The sequence below is a fragment of the Photobacterium jeanii genome (assembly GCF_001650345.1).
Classification (GTDB): domain Bacteria; phylum Pseudomonadota; class Gammaproteobacteria; order Enterobacterales; family Vibrionaceae; genus Photobacterium; species Photobacterium jeanii.
Window position 1 is genome coordinate 1,234,305 of sequence record NZ_LVHF01000012.1, and the last position, 20,585, is coordinate 1,254,889.

At 47.6% G+C, this 20,585-nt stretch carries 18 protein-coding genes; all 18 read right to left on the reverse strand.

The features are described 5' to 3' along the window. Window positions 1–18 precede the first annotated feature (18 nt). A complete protein-coding gene (locus A3K86_RS06905; RefSeq protein ID WP_068329654.1) occupies window positions 19–1,950 on the reverse strand; it encodes a flagellar hook-length control protein FliK in 1,932 nt (643 codons plus the stop codon). 130 nt (window positions 1,951–2,080) lie between these two features. Beyond that, entirely contained in the window at window positions 2,081–2,530 is a 450-nt protein-coding gene (fliJ, locus tag A3K86_RS06910; protein WP_068329656.1) for a flagellar export protein FliJ, read from the reverse strand. Window positions 2,531–2,545: 15 nt separating this feature from the next. Then, complete coding sequence (fliI, locus tag A3K86_RS06915) at window positions 2,546–3,925, reverse strand: flagellar protein export ATPase FliI (RefSeq protein ID WP_084406541.1); 1,380 nt, start codon at window positions 3,923–3,925, stop codon at window positions 2,546–2,548. A gap of 218 nt (window positions 3,926–4,143) precedes the next feature. Then, window positions 4,144–4,944 (reverse strand): flagellar assembly protein FliH, encoded by an 801-nt coding sequence (fliH, locus tag A3K86_RS06920; protein ID WP_068329662.1) that lies wholly within the window; start codon window positions 4,942–4,944, stop codon window positions 4,144–4,146. 46 nt (window positions 4,945–4,990) lie between these two features. Then, window positions 4,991–6,031 carry a flagellar motor switch protein FliG gene (gene fliG / locus A3K86_RS06925; RefSeq protein ID WP_068329665.1) on the reverse strand — a complete coding sequence of 347 codons (1,041 nt, stop codon included), beginning with the start codon at window positions 6,029–6,031 and terminating at the stop codon, window positions 4,991–4,993. Next, window positions 6,024–7,769 carry a flagellar basal-body MS-ring/collar protein FliF gene (fliF, locus tag A3K86_RS06930; protein WP_068329668.1) on the reverse strand — a complete coding sequence of 582 codons (1,746 nt, stop codon included), beginning with the start codon at window positions 7,767–7,769 and terminating at the stop codon, window positions 6,024–6,026. The genes fliG and fliF overlap by 8 nt, the downstream gene beginning before the upstream one ends. 15 nt (window positions 7,770–7,784) lie before the next feature. Then, entirely contained in the window at window positions 7,785–8,096 is a 312-nt protein-coding gene (gene fliE, locus A3K86_RS06935) for a flagellar hook-basal body complex protein FliE (RefSeq protein ID WP_068329673.1), read from the reverse strand. A 135-nt stretch (window positions 8,097–8,231) separates the two neighbouring features. Continuing rightward, window positions 8,232–9,653, reverse strand: a complete 1,422-nt coding sequence (locus tag A3K86_RS06940; RefSeq protein ID WP_068329676.1) for a sigma-54-dependent transcriptional regulator — start codon at window positions 9,651–9,653, stop codon at window positions 8,232–8,234. Further along, window positions 9,650–10,756, reverse strand: coding sequence for a sensor histidine kinase (locus A3K86_RS06945; protein ID WP_068329679.1), 1,107 nt, complete (start codon window positions 10,754–10,756; stop codon window positions 9,650–9,652). The genes A3K86_RS06940 and A3K86_RS06945 overlap by 4 nt, the downstream gene beginning before the upstream one ends. Window positions 10,757–10,905: 149 nt before the next feature. Beyond that, the gene (locus A3K86_RS06950; protein WP_068329682.1) at window positions 10,906–12,360 is read right to left on the reverse strand and encodes a sigma-54 dependent transcriptional regulator; all 1,455 of its coding nucleotides are present in this window, start codon (window positions 12,358–12,360) and stop codon (window positions 10,906–10,908) included. A 174-nt stretch (window positions 12,361–12,534) separates the two neighbouring features. Beyond that, window positions 12,535–12,939 carry a flagellar export chaperone FliS gene (fliS, locus tag A3K86_RS06955; protein WP_068330282.1) on the reverse strand — a complete coding sequence of 135 codons (405 nt, stop codon included), beginning with the start codon at window positions 12,937–12,939 and terminating at the stop codon, window positions 12,535–12,537. 17 nt (window positions 12,940–12,956) lie between these two features. Further along, on the reverse strand, window positions 12,957–13,241 hold the full coding sequence (locus tag A3K86_RS06960) for a flagellar rod protein FlaI (RefSeq protein ID WP_068329684.1): 285 nt from the start codon (window positions 13,239–13,241) through the stop codon (window positions 12,957–12,959). 33 nt (window positions 13,242–13,274) lie between these two features. Continuing rightward, window positions 13,275–14,645: a flagellar filament capping protein FliD gene (gene fliD, locus A3K86_RS06965; RefSeq protein WP_068329687.1), complete on the reverse strand. Its 1,371-nt coding sequence runs from the start codon at window positions 14,643–14,645 to the stop codon at window positions 13,275–13,277. 23 nt (window positions 14,646–14,668) lie between these two features. Further along, window positions 14,669–15,112, reverse strand: a complete 444-nt coding sequence (locus A3K86_RS06970) for a flagellar protein FlaG (RefSeq protein ID WP_068329690.1) — start codon at window positions 15,110–15,112, stop codon at window positions 14,669–14,671. 62 nt (window positions 15,113–15,174) lie between these two features. Next, window positions 15,175–16,287, reverse strand: a complete 1,113-nt coding sequence (locus tag A3K86_RS06975) for a flagellin (RefSeq protein ID WP_068329693.1) — start codon at window positions 16,285–16,287, stop codon at window positions 15,175–15,177. A 227-nt stretch (window positions 16,288–16,514) separates the two neighbouring features. Then, a complete protein-coding gene (locus A3K86_RS06980) occupies window positions 16,515–17,648 on the reverse strand; it encodes a flagellin (RefSeq protein ID WP_068329695.1) in 1,134 nt (377 codons plus the stop codon). A gap of 111 nt (window positions 17,649–17,759) precedes the next feature. Next, on the reverse strand, window positions 17,760–18,872 hold the full coding sequence (locus A3K86_RS06985; RefSeq protein WP_068329698.1) for a flagellin: 1,113 nt from the start codon (window positions 18,870–18,872) through the stop codon (window positions 17,760–17,762). Between the two features lie 256 nt (window positions 18,873–19,128). Further along, window positions 19,129–20,283: a flagellin gene (locus A3K86_RS06990; protein WP_068329701.1), complete on the reverse strand. Its 1,155-nt coding sequence runs from the start codon at window positions 20,281–20,283 to the stop codon at window positions 19,129–19,131. Between the last annotated feature and the right edge of the window lie 302 nt (window positions 20,284–20,585).

Consider the following 20,585-nt stretch of genomic DNA (forward strand, 5'->3'; position numbering starts at 1 on the left):
TGTCATGTATTTTTGTCATTAAGCATAGTAATCAACACCATCGTTTGAAGGCGTTGCATACATTTCTAGCGATTCGCCGTCACCCCAGTGACCGTCACCTTGTTGCGAACCACCTTGTTGTCCACGACCAGAGCCACCTTGACCATCGGTTTGCTGCCCTTGCTGACCCGCAAAGTTTTGACCGTTACTGGCTTGGCGACTGGTATCTTGCTGAACCGAGGTCTGCGCTAATTGCACACCTTGCTGGTGCAATAGTTCGCGCAAACGTGGCATCGAGTGCTCTAGCAATTCACGCGTCTGGCTATTTGCTGCGGTAAATTGTAGCGATGCTTGATCCTGATTCATCGATAGTTTGATCTGAACCTTACCAAGCTCTGGCGGATCAAGGCGAATATCAACATGCTTTAAATTCTTCGACATCATGATATTCACTTTTTCAGCCAGCTCATCACCGCCCTGATCTTTACTCAACTGGATCGGGGTTTGCTGTGCTTGTGCGACTGCCTCTGCTCTTGCCATTTGCTGCATGGTTTGACTGCCCGCTGTTGCCGTTAAAGGCTGAGCGCCATCTTGCGCAGTAGCACGGGTAAGCTCTTGTGACTCATCACCCGCTACAGCATGCATTCCACCCGCGAGCATTGCAGCATTACGCAGCTCGACTGCCTCTTGCCCTTCTGCACCAAGGGAGTCAGCAGTTTCTCCGGCAAATGAGCCCGCCAATGAACCAGCTAACGCAGCGCTACTCGCACTGCCCTGTAACCTAGTACCGTCAGTCGCTGTAGTTGAAGCCCAAGGGATGTGCGCTGTTGATGCTGCAGCTTGGTTAGCCATTGCAGCATTTGTTCGTGCTGTCACATCTGAGGCTAATGTACTATCAGCCACATTACCGCCAGCCAACTTACTACCAATCAGCGCACCTTCTGTCACGCCATTGGCATTCATTGCAACTTGGCCAGAACCTGCGACGGCTTGACTCGTCGCGGTGGCATTAGATGCCGTTGCCAAATTAGCAGCGGATTCTGGCGTCATCGCAGATGCTACAGACGAGCCTGTCGTCTGAGGCGATCCCGCTTGAAGCGCACCTGCAGCAACAGCGGAACTAGCCGCAAAGCTATCGCCTTGCATATCTTGGCTCGCGTCAGAGTTGGGTAATGCTCCCTCAACACCTTCAGCCGAAGCAACAGTATTTTGTCCCACCTGCGCTGAAGCCGCTGGCGAGAAAACATGAGCAAGCTGATTTTGTTGAGTCGCGTCATCAGTTAACTCACCTTGCTGCCCAGCAGTTTGACCTGTTGCCTTATCTGCAGCCAGCACTGAACCTGCTGGCAAACTCTTGCCTCCAGCTTCCTCCTTGCTAGCACCGTTGCCACTCACAGCAGCCGCCATTGCCTGCTGTTCACCTGTCATCGGCGAACCTTGCTGAAGAGAGGCTTGTTGCGAAGAAGCTTGCGGTGAAGAGCCCTGCTGCGGCAGTTGCTTATTCGCTGCATCTAACTGTTTTAAAAAAGCATCACCTTCATCCATCGCCTGCTTTTTATCACTCGCAGATGCGGACTCGTTAGTCGATGAAACTTGCTGATCTTGTCCCTTCATCGCATCAGCGCTGAGCTCACCATCACTTACAAGCGATTCACCCTCTGCAGCCGTTACTTGCGACGCAGTGGTTTTACTATCGCCAGTTTCGCTAACATCAGCTTGATCTGATGCCACCTCATCTGGTGTGGTTACGTTCTTCTTAGAGCTACTTTCTAACGATGATGGATTAGCCGCTTGATCTAAATCAGATGCAAAGTCGCGCCCTGCTTCACTTTTAACTCCATCACCACTATTAGCCGTATCGCTTTTCGCCATCTTGCCCGTAGCATCAAGCTTAGCGCTATCAGCCGCCGGCTGAGCCGTCGCTTTTGAGGCAGAAGAAAAGTTAAAAGGCATCAAGTTAGATAAACTCATAAACACTCATTATTACGAAGGAACTCATACTAAGCGGTAATCAATGCAAAAATCATGCTCAAACCGCCAAAGAAGCACAATAAATACGTTCTTCTATCCCCAAATAACATTATGGCTACTTGAGTAAGTGTTAATAAGTTTGCGTCACCCGACGAGCAAACTGCAAAGTGGCAAATTCATCCATCATCTTTTGCTCTTGTTTATCGAGCATTGCCTTACGCTCTTGCTGCTTTTTCTCTAGCAACCATTCTATCGAGCGTCGTTTTTTACGCATTTCATGCCAAAACTCGCTACAGTTTTTTACTTGTTCATCAAACTGAGCACCTGCCAGCTTTTGCTTAGCCAAGGTTTCATCAAGCTGAGTTAAGAATTTCTGTAAGTGGTTATAATTGCTAGCGGTTAACCCTTGCTGTCCTCGAGCAGAAAGCTGCTTACAGTAATCTAAGCGGTACTGCTCAATTTGCTGGAGCTGTACCAAATAATTATCCCGCTCGTTACGGGCATTACTGAGTGCCATCGACGCTTGATGCTCGTCTTCTTTGGCACGTTCTAAAATAAGCTCTAAGGCACTGTTAGACATAGTTCACCACTTTCATTATTGCCCGCTCAAGGTACTACGCAGCATGTTGACACACATCTGATACGGCACTGATTCTTTCATCTGCTGTTGCAAGAAGGCATCCAGCTTAGGCTTAAGAACAAACGCCTGATCAATCGTGGGATCCGTGCCCGGCTTGTAGGCACCGATCGACACCAAGTCTTGGTTCTTACGGCAAATCGACAATACCTGGCGCACCGCTTTCGACATCAACATATGCTCATCATCGACAATCGCAGGCATAACACGGCTTACCGAGCGCTCAACATCGATTGCAGGGTAATGACCGGCATCTGCCATCTCACGCGATAACACGATGTGACCATCGAGGATCGCACGTGACGCATCGGCAATCGGATCTTGTAAGTCATCACCTTCCGATAACACGGTAAAAAACGCGGTGATCGAACCTTGATGCTCGCCACCATTACCGGCGCGTTCAACTAGCGCAGGAAGCTTAGCAAATACCGACGGCGGATAACCTTTAGTGGCTGGCGGCTCACCCACCGACAGCGCAATCTCACGCTGAGCCTGAGCAAAACGGGTTAACGAGTCCATCAACAACAACACATCTAAGCCTTGGTCACGGAAATACTCCGCAATGGTGAGTGCGGTCTGACAGCCTTTCAAACGCATCAGAGGTGAAGCATCGGCAGGTGCCGCCACCACCACAGAGCGGGCACGCCCCTCTTCACCTAAAATCTCATCAATAAATTCTTTAACTTCGCGGCCACGCTCACCAATCAAACCCACAACCACCACTTGTGCCGTGGTACCGCGCGTCATCATGCCCAAGGTCACCGATTTACCAACACCAGAGCCCGCAAACAGACCAATCCGCTGCCCTTTACCTACGGTCAATAAGCCGTTGATAGCTTTAAGCCCAACATCAAGTGGTTCTTTGATTGGTTTTCTCGCTAACGGGTTAATTGGCTCGGCATTAAAAGATGCGCGCTGTTCGGTATAGATCTCACCTTGTCCATCGAGCGGATTACCAACACCATCGATGACACGCCCTAGCAACTCCATACCAACAGGCAAACCTGCCGCTTCGGTAATTGGCGTCACTTTAGCGCCCGGCATCACCCCTGTTAGCTGCTCGCTTGGCATCAAAAACAAGGTTTCACCAGAAAAACCAACCACTTCCGCTTCAATTTCACCTTGCAAGGTTTCAACCTTACAGAGACTACCAACAGGTGCCCGGCAGCCGATGGCTTCCAAGGTCAAACCAACCACGCGTACTAAGCGACCGGATGCAACCGGCTTCGACGACAAGCCTTGGGTTTTATAACGCCCTAGCTTTTGCGACAAACTGGTAGTAAGTGGGAGTTCTGGAATCGCAAACTCAGGTAACGGTGGCACGCTGATAGCGGGCATCTCATGCCCATCAGTGAAAGCGGTTTGTGTTACCTCAGGTGTTGACTCAAACGCAGGTGCGGGTACAGATGAGTCCTCAGCCATTGGTGGGGCGTCAAATGCATCTGAAGTTTGTATCGGTTGCTGTTCGATATGAGGCGCATCACCGTAAGTCGTTTCGACAAATTGTGGCTCTGCACCGCCCGCTGGCATCGACGGGTCTTGGGTGTTGGAAGACATTAAGCAGCTCCGGGAGGCTGCTGGTTAACACCTTGAAATTGTTGCAGCAATTGGCGAATGCGATCTTCCATTAGGAAATCAACACTAGAATCACCAGAGCTCACTTGAAGATCGCCACGGTTCATTGCAGGCTCAGCTTGCAGTTGCCATTGACGGTTAGCCAGATCATCTTCGCTGTAAGCATCGCGAATAATCGCTAGATCTTCAGGGTGCAATTGCAGGGTAATACTACGCCCTGCGATAGGAAGGGCGGAAACCACTTCACGCACCGTTTGGAGAATCACTTGTGGGTTAGTTTGCACTTCAACGCGGATCAGCTCTTTCGCTAACGCGACCACCATATTCACCACTTGGCTTTCGACCTCAACATCCATCTGCTGAAGTGGGGCTGCCAGCTTTTCAATCACGCTTGCCAAGGCAGACACATGCTCGGTGATCACTTGCTGACCTTGTGCGATCCCTTCTGCTAAACCTTGCTCACGCCCTTCGAGCAAACCAGCTTCAAGTCCGGCTTGTTTACCGACTTCAAAACCTTCGTCGTGACCGGCACTACGCCCCTCTGCCACCCCTTCTTCGTAGGCAGATTGACGGATTTCATCTAAATCTGCCGCCGTTAATGGCGGTGGACCCGGCTCTTCTTCCGGCTCCAGCGGCTCAGGCTCCCACTGCGGATCATAGTTAATGGCGTTATCGCGCGGCTCCAGCTGCTCATCGGCATAATCTGGGAATGCCCAACGCTCAAGCTCTTGTGCTTGGTGTTCGGTAACGCGTAAAAAGCCGCGACGGCGCTCAATGGTCATTTACGCATTCCTCATTTGAAAATAGTTAGTTTGTGAAGGTGTTGAATTACAAGAATTCATCACCGCCACCACCCGACAGCATTAGCTCACCGGCATCAGCCAAGCGACGTGCAATAGATAGAATTTCTTTCTGTGCCGACTCCACGTCAGCAACACGGATTGGTCCCATGGCTTCAAGATCGTCTTGTAGCATTTCAGCGGCACGTTTCGACATATTACGAAGAATTTTATCGCGTAGCATATCATCAGCACCTTTAAGGGCTTTCTGCAATAGCTCTTGCGGTACATCACGCAGTAGCGCTTGGATACCACGATCATCCACTTCCGCAAGGTTGTCGAACACGAACATCAGATCTTGGATTTGGGTTGCCATGTCTTCATCGTTATCGCGGATCTGATCCATCAACAAGCCTTCAACATTGTTGTCGAGGTAGTTCATGATTTCTGCCGCAGCTTTCAGGCCACCAATTTTCGCAGCTTGGGCACCCGCTTGACCTGCGAACTGTTTCTCCATGATGTCGTTCAACTCATGCAGTGCCGCTGGCTGAACTTCTTCAAGGTTGGCAATACGCATCATCAAGTCGAGACGAACACGTTCAGGGAACTGAGACAGGATTTCTGCAGATTGTTCAGGCTCAAGGTACGACAGAACGATAGTTTGGATCTGCGGGTGCTCATTAAGAATGATGCTTGCCACCTGACGTGGATCCATCCATTTCAATGAATCTAGACCACGGGAACCGCTGCCCATCAAGATCTGATCAACCAAGTTATTGGCTTTATCTTCACCTAGCGCCGCAACTAGGGCATTACGCACAAAGTCTTCGCTGCCCATACCAATGCTGGTGTACTTCTGGATATCTTCCAGAAAATGACGGTGAACGGCAGACAGCTTCTCTTGGCTCAAATCAGCCATACTCGCCATGATGCCACCCACACGTTGAACTTGTTTAGGTTCAAGGTGACGGATAATACTCGCCGCATCTTGCTCGCTTAAACTCAGGAGCAAAATCGCAGCTTTTTCAGTACCCGATAAGCTGGTTACGTCGAATTTTTTTTCGTCTACTTTAGCGACTTCATCAGCCATCTTCATTTACCCAAGTTTTCACAACCTGAGCGGCAAGATCAGGTTCATTTGCAACCAAGGCACGTACAGCTTTCAGCAAGTCTTCATCTTTGTGTAGGTTCGGTAAATCCAACCCACTGCTTAACTCAAAGCCATCCGCACCATCTAATTCCGATCCAATCAGGCTGAGATCACCATCTTGCGCCACAATCGGCAGGCCATTTTCATCCAACGGCGTACCATCCGAAGCCTGATTTGGGTATAGCAGTTTGCGCATCGCAGGGCGTACCAAGGTGATCAAGACCACCACGATAACCAGTGCCGCTGCCAACCAACGTACCCAAGTGTTAAAGTTTTCGTGTTCCCAAATCGGTAGATCAGCCAAGGCTTGTTCTTCTGGCTGAGCAAACGGCACAGCAATCACTTCCAACATATCGCCACGCAGCTCAGAGAAACCAACACCTCCCATCAACAAGCGGCGGATCTTCGCCAGTTCAGCTTCGCTCACTGGCACACGCATCATCTCGCCCGTTTCGGGGTTCGTCACTTGTTTGTAGTCCACCGCAACCGAAACAGTCTGGCGGCTGATCACCCCGGTTTGCGCACGCTTGTGGCTAATCGTGGTATCTAGTTCATAGTTACGTGTCGCTTCGCGGTGCACGCGTCCATCACCCGAACCTTTGCCCGATTGTAAATCACGTACATCTTGTGGAATTGAAGCATCCGCTGGCGGCTGGTTACTCAAAGCACCAGGAATACCCGCCACAATGTTACCGTTGTTGTAATCTTCCAGCGTGTATTCACTGCGGGTGGACTGCGCATTCGGGTCGAACTTCTTGCGGGTTTCTTCTAACGCGCTGAAGTCCATCGACACATCGACTTGCGAGGTGTAGTTACCCAAGCCCAACACAGGGATCAAAATAGAGTCGATTTTTTCACGCAGCGCCTGTTCTTGCTTACGCTCGTACTCGTATTCTTTGCGTTTAGCGGTTGCCGATGGGTCTTCGGTACCTGAACTTAGCAAACGACCGTGTTGGTCGGTTACTGTCACTCGGCTTGGTTTCAAGCTTGGTACTGCCGTTGCCACCATATCGACAATCGAGTCAACTTCTTGCTGTTTAAGCGATGTATTCGATGACAAGGTAAGGAAAACAGTCGCAGTCGCTTCTTGATTGTGACGAACAAACACACTGTGCTTAGGCGTTGCTAGCAACACTTGTGCTTTACGAACATGACGGATTTGTTCAATTGCGCGGGCAAGTTGACGCTCGCGGCTCAGCTTCAAACGTTCTTGTTCAAGACGCTGTGAAACCCCAAACCCCATGTCTTGCAACAAAATGTCATCGCCTTCAGCGACAGGCGTATTCAAACCAGCACGTGAAAGCTCCAACTTAATGGATGAATAGTTGTCACTTTGCACTCGAATGGTGTTGCCATCGAGCTTATAAGGGATTTGCTTTTGGTCGAAATGATCAAGAATTGGGATCAGCTCTTCGGTCTCATAAGTGCCCAAAGGACGCATTTCTGGCTCTTTGATCCACATGACAACCATCACAATCAAAGCAACACAGATAGCAACAGAAAGCACCAGGATCACTTGACGAAGCAAATCGAGGTTGCCGAGTAGACCGTCAACCTTCGAGACACTTTTTTCTTCAAGATCCGGATTTTGCAGCTCGAGTTCACTATCGGCAGCAATCACAGCTGAGCCAGGGTCACCTGCGACGGCCAAATCATGGTTTTGCGATTGTTCAGACACGAATTATTTCCCGAATTAAACTGGCATATTCATCATTTCTTTGTAGGCTTCGACCAGCTTATTACGTACTTGCACGGTTGCATCAAAAGCAACGCTGGATTTGTTACGGGCAATCATGACATCAGATAGGCTAACGCTGCGGTCACCTTCATCAAAACGTGTTTGCAAGGCACTCGACTCACCTTGAAGGTGATTTACCGATTTAATAGCATCACCCAGTAGCGCGCCAAAATCAGCACTCACTTGTTGTGCGGTACCTGGACGTGAGGCACTTTGTGCTTCTAATGCCATAGCTTGCATTTCAGATTGAAGACCACCGATTTTCATTCGCTACCTCGTGCCGTTATCTTTTTTATTTATGAGCCTGTCATTATATTGACAGAAACAGGGTTTATCACGCTTTTAACGCTAAAAGATGCAATCTTTACGCCATTAAACTCAATCATTAATGGCGTCTCATGCTTACATTGGAATTTCTATACCTGCATCGCGCATTTTAGCCAGTTTGTAGCGCAAAGTCCTCGGGCTGATCCCCAATTGTTCAGCAACATCTTTACGACGCCCCTCGCAGGCAATAATGGTGTCGAGAATAATGGCAAACTCTTGCTCGCGTAGCTCATTCCCCAAACCTTCACGACCCGCCGCGCTATTAGCCATAGCACCTGCCGCAGCGCTGCCTTGAACAGGCTCTGCCACGGGTGCAACTTGCGGAGCTGCCACATGGCTCTCGGTAGGCGCAAAACTGCACGCATCCATCCAATCAAAGCTTTCAAGTAGTACCGCTTCAGCGTCGATATGGTTACCACTTGCTAAAATCATCGCTCGTTGCACTACGTTGTCTAGCTCACGCACATTACCCGGCCATTGGTAACTCAGTAACTTTTGTTGCGCCGCTGGGGTAAAACTTGGCACCGCGCAACCCTGCTTCACGCAATGGCGCTCAAGCAAATGCGTCGCCAACGGAATAATATCGCCAGGGCGTTCGCTAAGTGCCGGCCAAACCAATGGGAAAACATTCAAACGGTAGTACAAGTCTTCACGGAAGTTACCTTCCATCACATATTGCTTAAGGTCGCGGTTACTGGTCGCCAACACGCGTACGTCCAGCTTGATGCTCTTACGGCTACCCAAACGCTCGACTTCACGCTCTTGCAGCACACGCAACAGCTTTGCTTGTAGGTTTAAGTCCATCTCGCTGATTTCATCTAGCAAAATGGTGCCACCTTGCGCTTGTTCAAACTTCCCCGGACACGCTTGGATCGCGCCGGTAAATGCCCCTTTTTCGTAACCGAAGAGTGTCGCTTCCAACATATTGTCAGGGATCGCTGCACAGTTAATCGCCACAAACGGCTTATCACTGCGATTTGAGTGTTGGTGAATGTAGCGCGACATCACCTCTTTACCCGAACCACTTGGCCCCAACACCATCACACTGGCGTCTGTTTTGGCCACTTTATCAGCCAATGACAACAACTTGAGGCTCTTTTCATCCGCCACAACCGCTTGGCTGGTTTCCAGTTTCACTGGCGCGTAACGGCTAACCATATTTAGCAACACTTCTGGCGCGAACGGCTTAGCCATGTAGTCGATCGCACCTTCTTTCATCGCAGCAACGGCATCTTCGATGTTGGCATAAGCTGTCATCAACAACACCGGAATTTTAGGCCAATGCTGCTTAATATTGCGCAATAAACCTAAGCCATCCATGCCTGCCATTTGAACATCTGATACCACAATATCAACCGATTCCGATTTCAAAATCAGCAATGCTTGCTCGGCACTGTCGGCTTCAAGCCATTGATAGCCAGCAAGCGCTAAGGTATCAACTAAGGCTTCGCGAAGGCCCTCATCATCTTCTACGACCAAGACACGGCTTGTATTCATTTATTCTCTCCGGTTGCGATATCTAGGGTCTGTTGACCTTGTTGCTGAGTTAGCGAATTATGGTTTTCTTCTGACGTTGAGCTTTCGTCATTGGCTATTGGCAGCGATACCGTAAAACAGGCACCTTGACCAAGTTCGGATACCAGTGACAACTGCCCTTTATGGGCTTTTGCCACCATTTGAACAACCGCTAATCCCAACCCTGTACCTTGCTGGCGGGTGGTGAAAAACGGTTCAAGAATTTTGCTTTGCATCTCAGGTGCAATACCTGGTCCATTATCAATCACACTTAAGTGCACTTGATCTTGATTAGGACGACATACCAACGAGACTTGACAGCCTTTACCTGCCATCTGAATGGCGTTGGTAATTAAGTTACTGAGCGCGCTCGCCAAAGCATTAACATTGCCCAGTAACACAATACTTTCATCATCACACTCAATGCTGAAATCAACCTGTTGCGCCACAACTTGCGCTTCGACCATAGGTTCAATTTCGTTAAGCAGCTCTTCCAGTGTGAATTGCGCTACCACCTTGTTGTCGCCACCTTTAGCAAACAACAGCATGTCGTTAACTTGTTTTTCTAAATCGTGCAGACGATCCACCAGCTTGGTTTGAAAACGTTCGCGTGTTTGCTGGTTCAAGTTTGGTGATGACAAATTAGAGGCGTATAGCATCGCACTCGACAACGGGGTGCGCACTTGGTGCGCCAGTGATGCCACCATGCGTCCTAACGAGGACATACGCTGCATCTCACCAAGACGTGATTGCAGTAGACGGGTTTCCGTCATATCGGTGATTAAGATCAGCTGACCCGCATCGGAAGCGGAGATCGCCAACTTCACTTTGCGTCCGTTACGGAGCGAAACTTCATGACCATCGTCATCTTTGGGTGCAAATGCACGCTGTATAACATCAAACCAGCGCTCGCCTTCAAGCGGCGTATCAAGTAATCGGTGAGCTTCTGGGTTCGCCTCACATACACATCCCATAGGGTCGAGCATGATCACACCGGCGGGCATTACTTCGAGTACCTGCTGATAACGGCTGACCTGCTGGCTCAATGTGCCAAGGGGAGATTCTTGATGTACTGGCTGATCCATAGGTATTTGGGCTTGCTCACGCGAATAAAAACTATAGAGCACTTATTAGCATTTTTTATGCCAATTAAAAACCTTGAATTTCAATGGATTGGGAATATGAGAAAGGAAACACCAGCGCCGCATTTTTGACACCGGTGTTTTTATAACGATTAACTAGCTTTATTTAAGCCATATTTGCGCATTTTTTCAACAAGCGTGGTACGACGCATACCCAACATGTCTGCCGCACGAGCAACAACACCACCCTGAGCGTCAAGCGCTTGACGGATCATGTCAATTTCTAGCTCAGCTAACATTTCCTTCAAGTTCACACCTTCAGGAGGTAAGTCGCTGTAGCAATTATCGTCATCAAGCTCTTCTTCGTACGTGGTCGAGAACATATCTGCTAACGCAGCACGCTCTTGTTCTTCCACCGACAAACTATTGTCTTCCGGTTGGAAGCCCGGCAAATCACTGTAACGGTACTTCATTGGCAAATGATTCACATCGACCATTTCACCTGGGTATAGAATAATCAAACGTTCAACCAAGTTTGCCAATTCACGAACGTTACCCGGCCAATCGTGCTCCATCAATGAATTGATCGCACGTGGTGTAAAGTGGATAGGCTTCGCCCCTTCCGCTTCCATACGTGCTAACAACTCTTGCAGTAGCAACGGCGTATCTTCGATACGTTCACGCAGCGCTGGCATCTCAATTGGGAAAACATTGAGACGGTAATACAGATCTTCACGGAACTTGTTCTGCTCGATCATTTCTTCAAGATTACGGTGTGTTGCCGCAATAATACGAACATCCACCTTGATAGTTTTGTTACCACCAACGCGCTCGAAACAACGCTCTTGAAGTACACGTAATAGCTTCACCTGCATCGACATTGGCATATCACCAATTTCATCAAGGAATAAGGTGCCGCCTTCAGCAAGTTCAAAACGGCCTTTACGCGCAGCAATCGCTCCCGTAAATGCCCCTTTCTCATGACCAAATAGTTCGCTTTCCAACAAATCAGGTGGAATTGCGCCACAGTTCACAGGCACAAATGGGCCTTTACCGCGAGATGAATGGTAGTGAATATTACGCGCAACTACCTCTTTACCCGTTCCTGACTCACCTAAGATCAATACGCTCGCATCAGTTCCTGACACTTGCTCTGTAAGGTGACGCACTTGGCTGATGCTTTCACTACGACCAACCATGCTACGGAATAAGGTATTTTTACGCCCAAGCTGAGGCACATGAAAGCTGCGTTTGCCAAGGAATTCCTGACAGTGACGTAGTGCATCAGTGAGCTGAGGATAATTAAGAGGCAGTTCAAGTTCACCAACATAATTTGGAAGACCTGCAACTTCGCTATTATGAGTCGATAGCGCGATCACAGGAACATGATGGTGGATCTGAAGAAAATCCAGAATCTTATTTAAAGCAGCTGGCGAGCTAATTTTACCTAGTAAACACGCTCCCCACGGTTGATCCAAGAGTGAACTGTGCACTTCACCTGTCGAGACGGCTTCATGCTGTTCACCAACAAAGTTCAAAATGACACTTAAATCATGTCGGTGCTGCGAGTCGTCATCAATAACGAGAGTTTTAGCTAAGCCTTGCATAGGTCTAACTGCCTGCCTTTATGAGGGGTTTTATTTCGTGGCGTATTCTAAATTAGGAACAGCTACCAAAATTCATAACTGGCTATTGTAATAAATGCACAGCAATTGGCAACTGGGGACGACAAAAACCTGTGACCCCAGTACAAGACAGACACAACTCAATTTGGATTTTGCTTAATTTTCAAGCTGTGTCATGTTGTGGTATTCAGCAGGGATTTGATCCCACGCTGATTTAATCTCACGAAGAATACCAACCACGTCATCTAACATCTCTGGTTTATTATGGTGGTTCGCTTCAGAAATCTGATGAATCATAAAATCATACAATGCATCAAGGTTGCTGGCGATCTCGCCGCCGTCTTCCATGGATAGACACGCACGTAAACTCATTACGATATCCATCGCTTTACCAAGACGCTCACCTTTGGCAGCAATCGAACCTTGCTCCATTGCAGCTTTGCCCTGAATCAAACGCTCGATCGCACCTGCCATCAGCATTTGGACAATACGGTGAGGTGTTGCCGCTGTTAACTGACTGTCAACAGAAACACGCTTGTAAGCTTGAAGAGAACCTCTCATAGCCATGATTACTTACCTTAACGAAATTTGTTATAAATCTGCATCGAGCGCTGCCCGTGCTGTAATCGTTGCAACTCACTTGCCGATCTTTCTCTATGTTGGCGGATCTGCTCAAGGAGTAACGATGTTCGTTCTACGGCGGCTTGCCATTGCTGTTGGTCTAACTGCTCTGGTTGCGCCATAAGTGTTTGTAGCAAGGTTTCCCGTTGCTGTAATAATTGCTGCAGCTGCTCAGCATCTACTTCCGCCGACGAGGTCAATAATGACGCTAACTGTTGGTCGAGTTGATCTAATTGCTGCATACAAGAAATCTCTTAATTCTGCTTAGGCCGCGATTATTGCGGCATCATGCTCATCATTGAGCCTAGCTGACTTTGCATCTGCCCCATGGCTTTATCCATGGCGGTAAACTGATCAAAAGTACGCTTGTGGACACTTTCCATTCGGCGATCGAGTTTATCTTGATCGCTATTCAGACGCATATTTTGATCGTTTAGGCTGTTTTCACGACCACGGATACTGCCGGTGATCCCGGTATGGGCGTGAATAACCTCCTCAATGCGACGAGCAAACCCGTTACGTCCGCCAAGAAACTCACCCACATCGGTAAAGTTCTGCTCGATTTGCTTATCCAGCACCTTGTAGTCAATTTCCAGCTTACCTTCGAGAGTAGTACTCACCCCAAGCTCACTAAAGGTGCTGATCGACTCAGGCGCTTTTTCAAGCGGGGTTGAAAACGCTGCCCGCAATTGGTTACTCGCAACACGGACAATACTGTCACCTACCAGTGGCCCTTTCTCTTGAGTCTGGGGATCAAACTTGGCAAGTTGCTCTGCGGTCTGTTGAAACTGATTATACGCTTGCACAAACTGTTCAACCGAACTACGCACTGTATCGCGGTCATAACCCACCTCAATAATCACAGGACCGCCATCTTCGCCTGTCGTCAGTTTTTCGAGGTTTAAATCCACGCCTTTGATCGCATCTTGGATCACATTGGTGTTACTGGTTACTACCGCCAGACCGTCGATCAATACTTTTGAATCACGCGCCTGCTGCATCTCGCTCATTGAGCTAAATTCGTTATTGGTGTTAAAACCAAATTTTTGCAGAGTACTGGTAACTGGCGCATCAACTTTAACCTTGATGGTATTATCTTCACCTGGTTTATCGGAAGACAGCACCAAACGGGTGCCTACGTCGTCTTTGATCAGTGAAGCCATCACCCCAGAGTTTGATGGGTGACGGTTGATCAAACGAACAACATCAAGAATTTTGCTTTCGTTGTCGGGAATATCGACATTAAAGGATTGACCGCCGCCTAAACTAATAGCCAGCTTGCCTGCTCCCAGCTTCTCTTTTTCATCGAATGAGCTGGAAACTACTTTGTGGGACTGGGCGAGTTGCTGCACTTCCACCGAATATTTACCGGGGATCGCTTCAGCATCAACGTCGGCGGTGAGCACTTCGTCGTTATCGACAGTCACCATGCGAGCGTCGAAGACATCGTTACGACGAAAATCTGACATCATGTTTTTCATGACATCAAGGGAGCTTTTCAAATGCCCGTAAGCACTAATAGAGGTGTTAATTTGTTCGCGTTGAGCATTGATCCGCGCTTCTTTCGGAGCACGCTCAGAATCAACAATTTTGTTTACCATATTGCTGATATCAAGCCCTGATGCCGACGTAGCGCCTATATTCATTTACATCCTCGAACAAATCTAAATCAAACTTGAGTGGTAAATAACCCCCCTGAATGTGCAGCCAACTGACGAGATAAAGTCAACAGATCCTCATCTGGGATCTGGCGGACAATTTCACCGCTTTTTTTATCGTAAACGGTAACAATTTGCCGACCACTATCTTCGTCTAAACGAAACGCCAAACCACGATTCAACTGCCCCACAAACTCTTCCATGCTCTCCACCACCTTTTCTAGCTCTTGGCGTTGAAGTTGATGTTGTTTTTCAACAGAAACCGTCTGCTCTACCCGACGAACATCGGTGTTGCCCTTGTCACTGCTGTTAACTTGGTTTGCTTGATTAGCTGATTGAGAAAGTGGCACTGCACTGCCAGTCCCGTTTTTATCTGCAACATTCGTGCCAGTCGCTTTTGAATATACAGATGAAGACGAAGGTGGCGGAGTTGACGTTACGGGTTTCACTTCCATTCTTTATTTACCTTCTTTAGACGGAAAAACGGCAAGGATTAACCTTGCCGTTTTTAACCGGATTAGCCTAGTAGGCTTAGTGCCGCCTGAGGCGACTGTTTCGCCTGTGCCAAAATTGACGTAGAAGCCTGAGATAGGATTTGGTTCTTCGTCATTTCGGTTGTTTCTTTCGCGAAGTCTGTATCACGGATACGGCTGTTCGATGCCGATACGTTTTCATTAACGTTGTTCAAGTTGTTAATGGTGTGGTTTAGACGGTTTTGCGAAGCACCAAGCTCTGCACGGTTTGAGTCAACGTACTTAAGTGCGTTATCGATTAGTGCCACTGCTTTTTGTGCGCCAGCAACAGTTTCAACATTCACGTCTTGAATTGTTGTATCTGCCTTAGTTGCACCTGACAGACCCACACTTGCTGCTAGACCGCCAGAGAATTTAACGCTAGAGCCAGTTGCAGACACAACTTGTAGTGTACCGTCGTCACCTACAGATGCGTTGATACCTTCTACAGCACCGTTGATCTTGGTTGCTAGTTCTTCGATATCGTCTCCGCCTTTCGCGCCAACATCGAAGCTCTTACCGTCAACAGTAATGTTCAGTGTTTTACCTGCGGTAACAGTCCAGTCTGATGATTTAGGTGTTGTTGCAGTGTGAACTACACCACCCATTTTAGCTTCATCAGCACGGATGTTTTTGAATTCCATTTGAACGGCTTCACCAGAATCCGAACCCACTTGGAAAGAACGCGTACCAAAAGTACCGTTTAGCAGTTTAGTACCACCGAAAGATGTGGTTTCTGCAATACGGTTAAGTTCGTCTTGCAGTGCTGTTACCTCTTCTTGCATTGAGGTACGGTCTTCTGCTGAGTTCGAGCCGTTCGCAGACTGTAGCGATAGGTCACGCATACGTTGCAGGATGTTGGTTGTTTCTTGCATCGAACCTTCAGCGGTTTGCGCCATCGAAATACCGTCATTCGCATTTCGAACTGCCACATCAAGACCACGGCTTTGTGTCATCAAACGGTTAGAGATCTGAAGACCTGCTGCATCGTCTTTTGCACTGTTGATCTTGCTACCTGTCGACAAACGCTCCATTGATTTTGCTGATGCATCAGACGCTTGGTTCAGGTAACGCTGAGCGGTCATTGCAGAAACGTTAGTATTTACTGTAACTGCCATAATGAATCTCCTTCTAATCCTAAATGGCTTGACCAGCTCAGCCGGAAAAACCTTTGTTCTTTATAATCTTTATTCAAGAGTTGTAACGGCATGGATAAAAAAACCTTTAAGGCTTTTTGAAAAAAAAAAGAAAACAGTTATCGAACAGTACAATATAAAAACGTAAGTTTTTGATTTGGTGAATAAATATAAAACGGCAAGGTTAAACCTTGCCGCCTTCAATTAGATTAACCGAGTAGGCTAAGCGCCGCTTGTGGCGACTGTTTCGCCTGCGCCAAGATTGATGTCGATGCCTGAGTCAGGATCTGGTTCTTGGTCATTTCTGTGGTTTCTTTCGCGAAATCAGTATCACGAATACGGCTGTTTGATGCCGATACGTTTTCATTAACGTTGTTCAAGTTGTTAATGGTGTGATTCAAACGGTTTTGTGAAGCACCTAACTCGGCACGGTTTGAGTCAACGTATTTTAAGGCGTTATCAATAAGTGCTACCGCTTTTTGTGCGCCGCCAACAGTATCGATGTTAACTTCCTGGATAGAGGTTGCCGCTCCCATACCATCTTTTAAGCTTAAGCCGTTACCTTTAGCTTCCGACAAAGTACCACCGAATGTGAGGCTTTGACCTGAGGCGCTTACTATCTGAAGTTCACCTTTTTCCGTGATCGATGCATTTACATCTGGCATAGCACCATTGATCTTAGTAGCAAGTTCTTCAATGTCATCACCCGCTTTAACATTGATATTGACCCCCGTATCCGTCTTACCAGTTGTCGATATAATAAGAGTATCTTTATCGCCCACAGTCCAATTGCTATCTTTAGCTGTAGCAGCAGTGTGAACCTGCCCACCCATCTCTTTTTCATCAGCGCGGATGTTTTTAAATTCCATCTGAACAGCTTCACCAGAATCGGCGCCCACTTGGAAAGAACGCGCCCCAAATGTTCCGTTGAGAAGTTTAGTACCACCGAAAGAAGTCGTTTCTGCAATACGGTTTAGTTCGTCTTGCAATGCGGTAACTTCTTCTTGCATTGAGGAACGATCTTCTGCTGAGTTAGAGCCGTTCGCAGACTGTAGCGACAAGTCACGCATGCGTTGCAGAATATTGGTGGTTTCTTGCATCGAACCTTCAGCGGTTTGCGCCATCGAAATGCCATCATTCGCGTTTCGGACCGCAACATCAAGACCACGGCTCTGGGTCATCAAACGGTTAGAGATCTGCAGACCTGCAGCATCGTCTTTCGCGCTGTTGATCTTACTACCTGTCGACAAACGCTCCATAGACTTTGCTGATGCATCAGACGCTTGGTTTAAGTATCGCTGAGCGGTCATCGCAGAAACGTTAGTATTTACTGTAACTGCCATAATGTATCTCCTTGATAATCCAAGATGGCTTGACCAGCTCAGCCGGTAAACCAGAATAATCTTGATTAAAAATAATGACGGCAAGGGTCAGCCTTGCCATTACTAACCGAATTAGCCTAAAAGGCTTAATGCAGCTTGTGGCGATTGCTTTGCTTGCGCCAAGATTGATGTCGATGCCTGAGTCAGAATCTGGTTCTTGGTCATTTCTGTGGTTTCTTTAGCGAAGTCAGTATCACGAATACGGCTATTTGATGCCGATACGTTTTCATTAACGTTATTCAAGTTATTAATGGTGTGGTTCAAACGGTTTTGTGAAGCACCCAGCTCCGCGCGGTTTGAATCAACATATTTCAGCGCATTATCGATTAGCGCTACCGACTTTTGTGCACCCGCAACGGTACTGATATCCACATCTTGGATTGAGGTATCAACACCCGTTGCTGAATTCAAGCCAACACTCTGAGCAAGATCGCCGGTAAATTTAAGAGCTGTGTCGGTGTTTGCAATCACTTGGATTTTGCCATCTTCACCAACAGAGGCATTAACACCTTCGACAGCACCATTAATCTTGGTCGCTAGCTCTTCAATGTCATCGCCTGCCTTTACGTTCACGTCTACGGTTTTGCCATTCACTTCAACGTTCAACCCTTTGCCCGTAGGGATAGTCCAATCTGAAGCAACACCTTTGCTCGAAGTGTATACTTTGCCTCCCATCTCTTTTTCATCAGCACGGATGTTCTTAAATTCCATCTGAACCGCTTCACCCGAATCTGCACCCACTTGGAAAGAACGCGAGCCAAACGTACCGTTCAGTAGCTTAGTACCACCGAAAGAGGTCGTTTCAGCAATACGGTTTAATTCATCTTGCAGCGCACTCACTTCTTCTTGCATCGAATTGCGGTCTTCTGCTGAGTTAGAGCCGTTCGCAGACTGTAGTGATAGATCACGCATACGTTGCAGAATATTAGTGGTTTCTTGCATCGAACCTTCTGCTGTCTGTGCCATTGAGATACCGTCATTGGCGTTTCGCACAGCTACATCAAGACCACGGCTTTGGGTCATCAAACGGTTAGAGATTTGCAGACCTGCAGCATCGTCTTTCGCACTGTTGATCTTGCTACCAGTCGACAAACGCTCCATTGATTTTGCTGATGCTTCAGACGCTTGGTTTAGGTAACGCTGAGCGGTCATTGCAGAAACGTTAGTATTTACTGTAACTGCCATAATGTATCTCCTTAACTCTTTCAAAATGGCTTGACCAGCTCAGCCGGCAAAACCTCTATAATCTTTATTTAAAAGGTTTAACGACATACCACAGGAAACCTTTAGTGTTTTTTTATCGAAAAAGAGAAAAAAATTGATGGAGAGTTATGTGTAACTGGATGAGTAACGAAAAGTGCGAGGAAGTTCAAAAGACGGGAAATAAAAAAGCGGCAAGGAAAAACCTTGCCGCTTTTGGAAAGCTGAGTCGTTGTTAGGCTTATTGCAGCAATGACGTTGCCGCTTGTGGGATCTGTTTCGCTTGAGCAAGAATTGAGGTACTTGCCTGCTGTAGGATCTGGTTCTTAGTCATCTCTGTCGTTTCTTTCGCAAAATCAGTATCACGGATACGGCTGTTTGATTGCGAAACATTTTCAGATACATTCGCCAAGTTATTAATGGTGTGACCTAAACGGTTTTGTTTTGCACCTAAGTCAGCACGCTGGCTATCAATGTACTTCAGGGCTGCATCGATAACGCTAACCGCCGACTGAGCGCCACCAACTGAAGTTACATCAACTTCTTGCACTGTGGTTAATCCACTCTTAGCACCAGCTGCAAACAGATCTACACTCTTACCAGCGGCATCCACACCTTTTGCCAGCTTACTCTTACTGTCGATTTCAATCGTGCCTTCTTCAGAGAACAGCTGTAGCTCACCTTTCTCTGTTACAGATGCATTAACACGACCGCCGCTCTGACCATTGATACGGGTTGCCACTTCTTCAATGTCATCACCTTGAATAAGGTCAACAGAAATTGAAGGCGTTGATTCACCACCAATTTTGATCTTCATGACATTACTTGAACCTGCGGTCCAATCCGCATTCGCCATACCCGTCGCTTTAATTTTCTGACCACCCATATCTTCGTAGTCAGCACGCACGCTAGTAATGCCCATGATGATCGCTTCACCTGAGTCAGAACCAATCTGGAATGCCGCTTCGCCGAATGTACCGTTCAGCAACTTACGACCACCGAATGCTGTGGTTTCAGCAATACGGTTAAGTTCGTCTTGTAGTGCATTCACCTCTTCTTGAATCGCCACACGGTCATCATCTGAGTTTGAACCGTTAGACGATTGAAGTGATAGGTCACGCATACGTTGCAGGATATTGGTTGATTCCTGCATTGCACCTTCTGCGGTTTGTGCAATCGAAATACCATCATTGGCATTGCGCATTGCCACATTCAGACCACGAGTCTGAGCAACAAGACGGTTAGAGATCTGCAGACCCGCTGCGTCATCTTTTGCACTGTTGATCTTCTCACCTGTCGATAGGCGTTCCATCGAACGGCTTAGATCATCTGATGCCTTAGACAGGTAACGCTGCGCAGTCATGGCAGACACGTTGGTGTTTACTGTTACACCCATTTTGCTCTCCTTTGACTTTCGCTGTCATTGCCAGCGAAACAGCCTACCCGCGACAGTCAATCCAAAAGACAATGAAGCGGGACTAGCTATATAAAATAATTCATCTTTGGCAAAGTACACTTGCCACCGTTCGGTATTTAGCAACAAGTGTGCCAAAAATTAAAATCCTTTATAATCAACAAATTGAACTCAATATTAATTCAATTACACAAGGTATAATCACGAAGAGGCAAAAGGCTGCCTAGTAATTCCTACGCAAGACGGTAACTTGCCTCCACCTTTTGCCTTTCAATTTGCCGCTC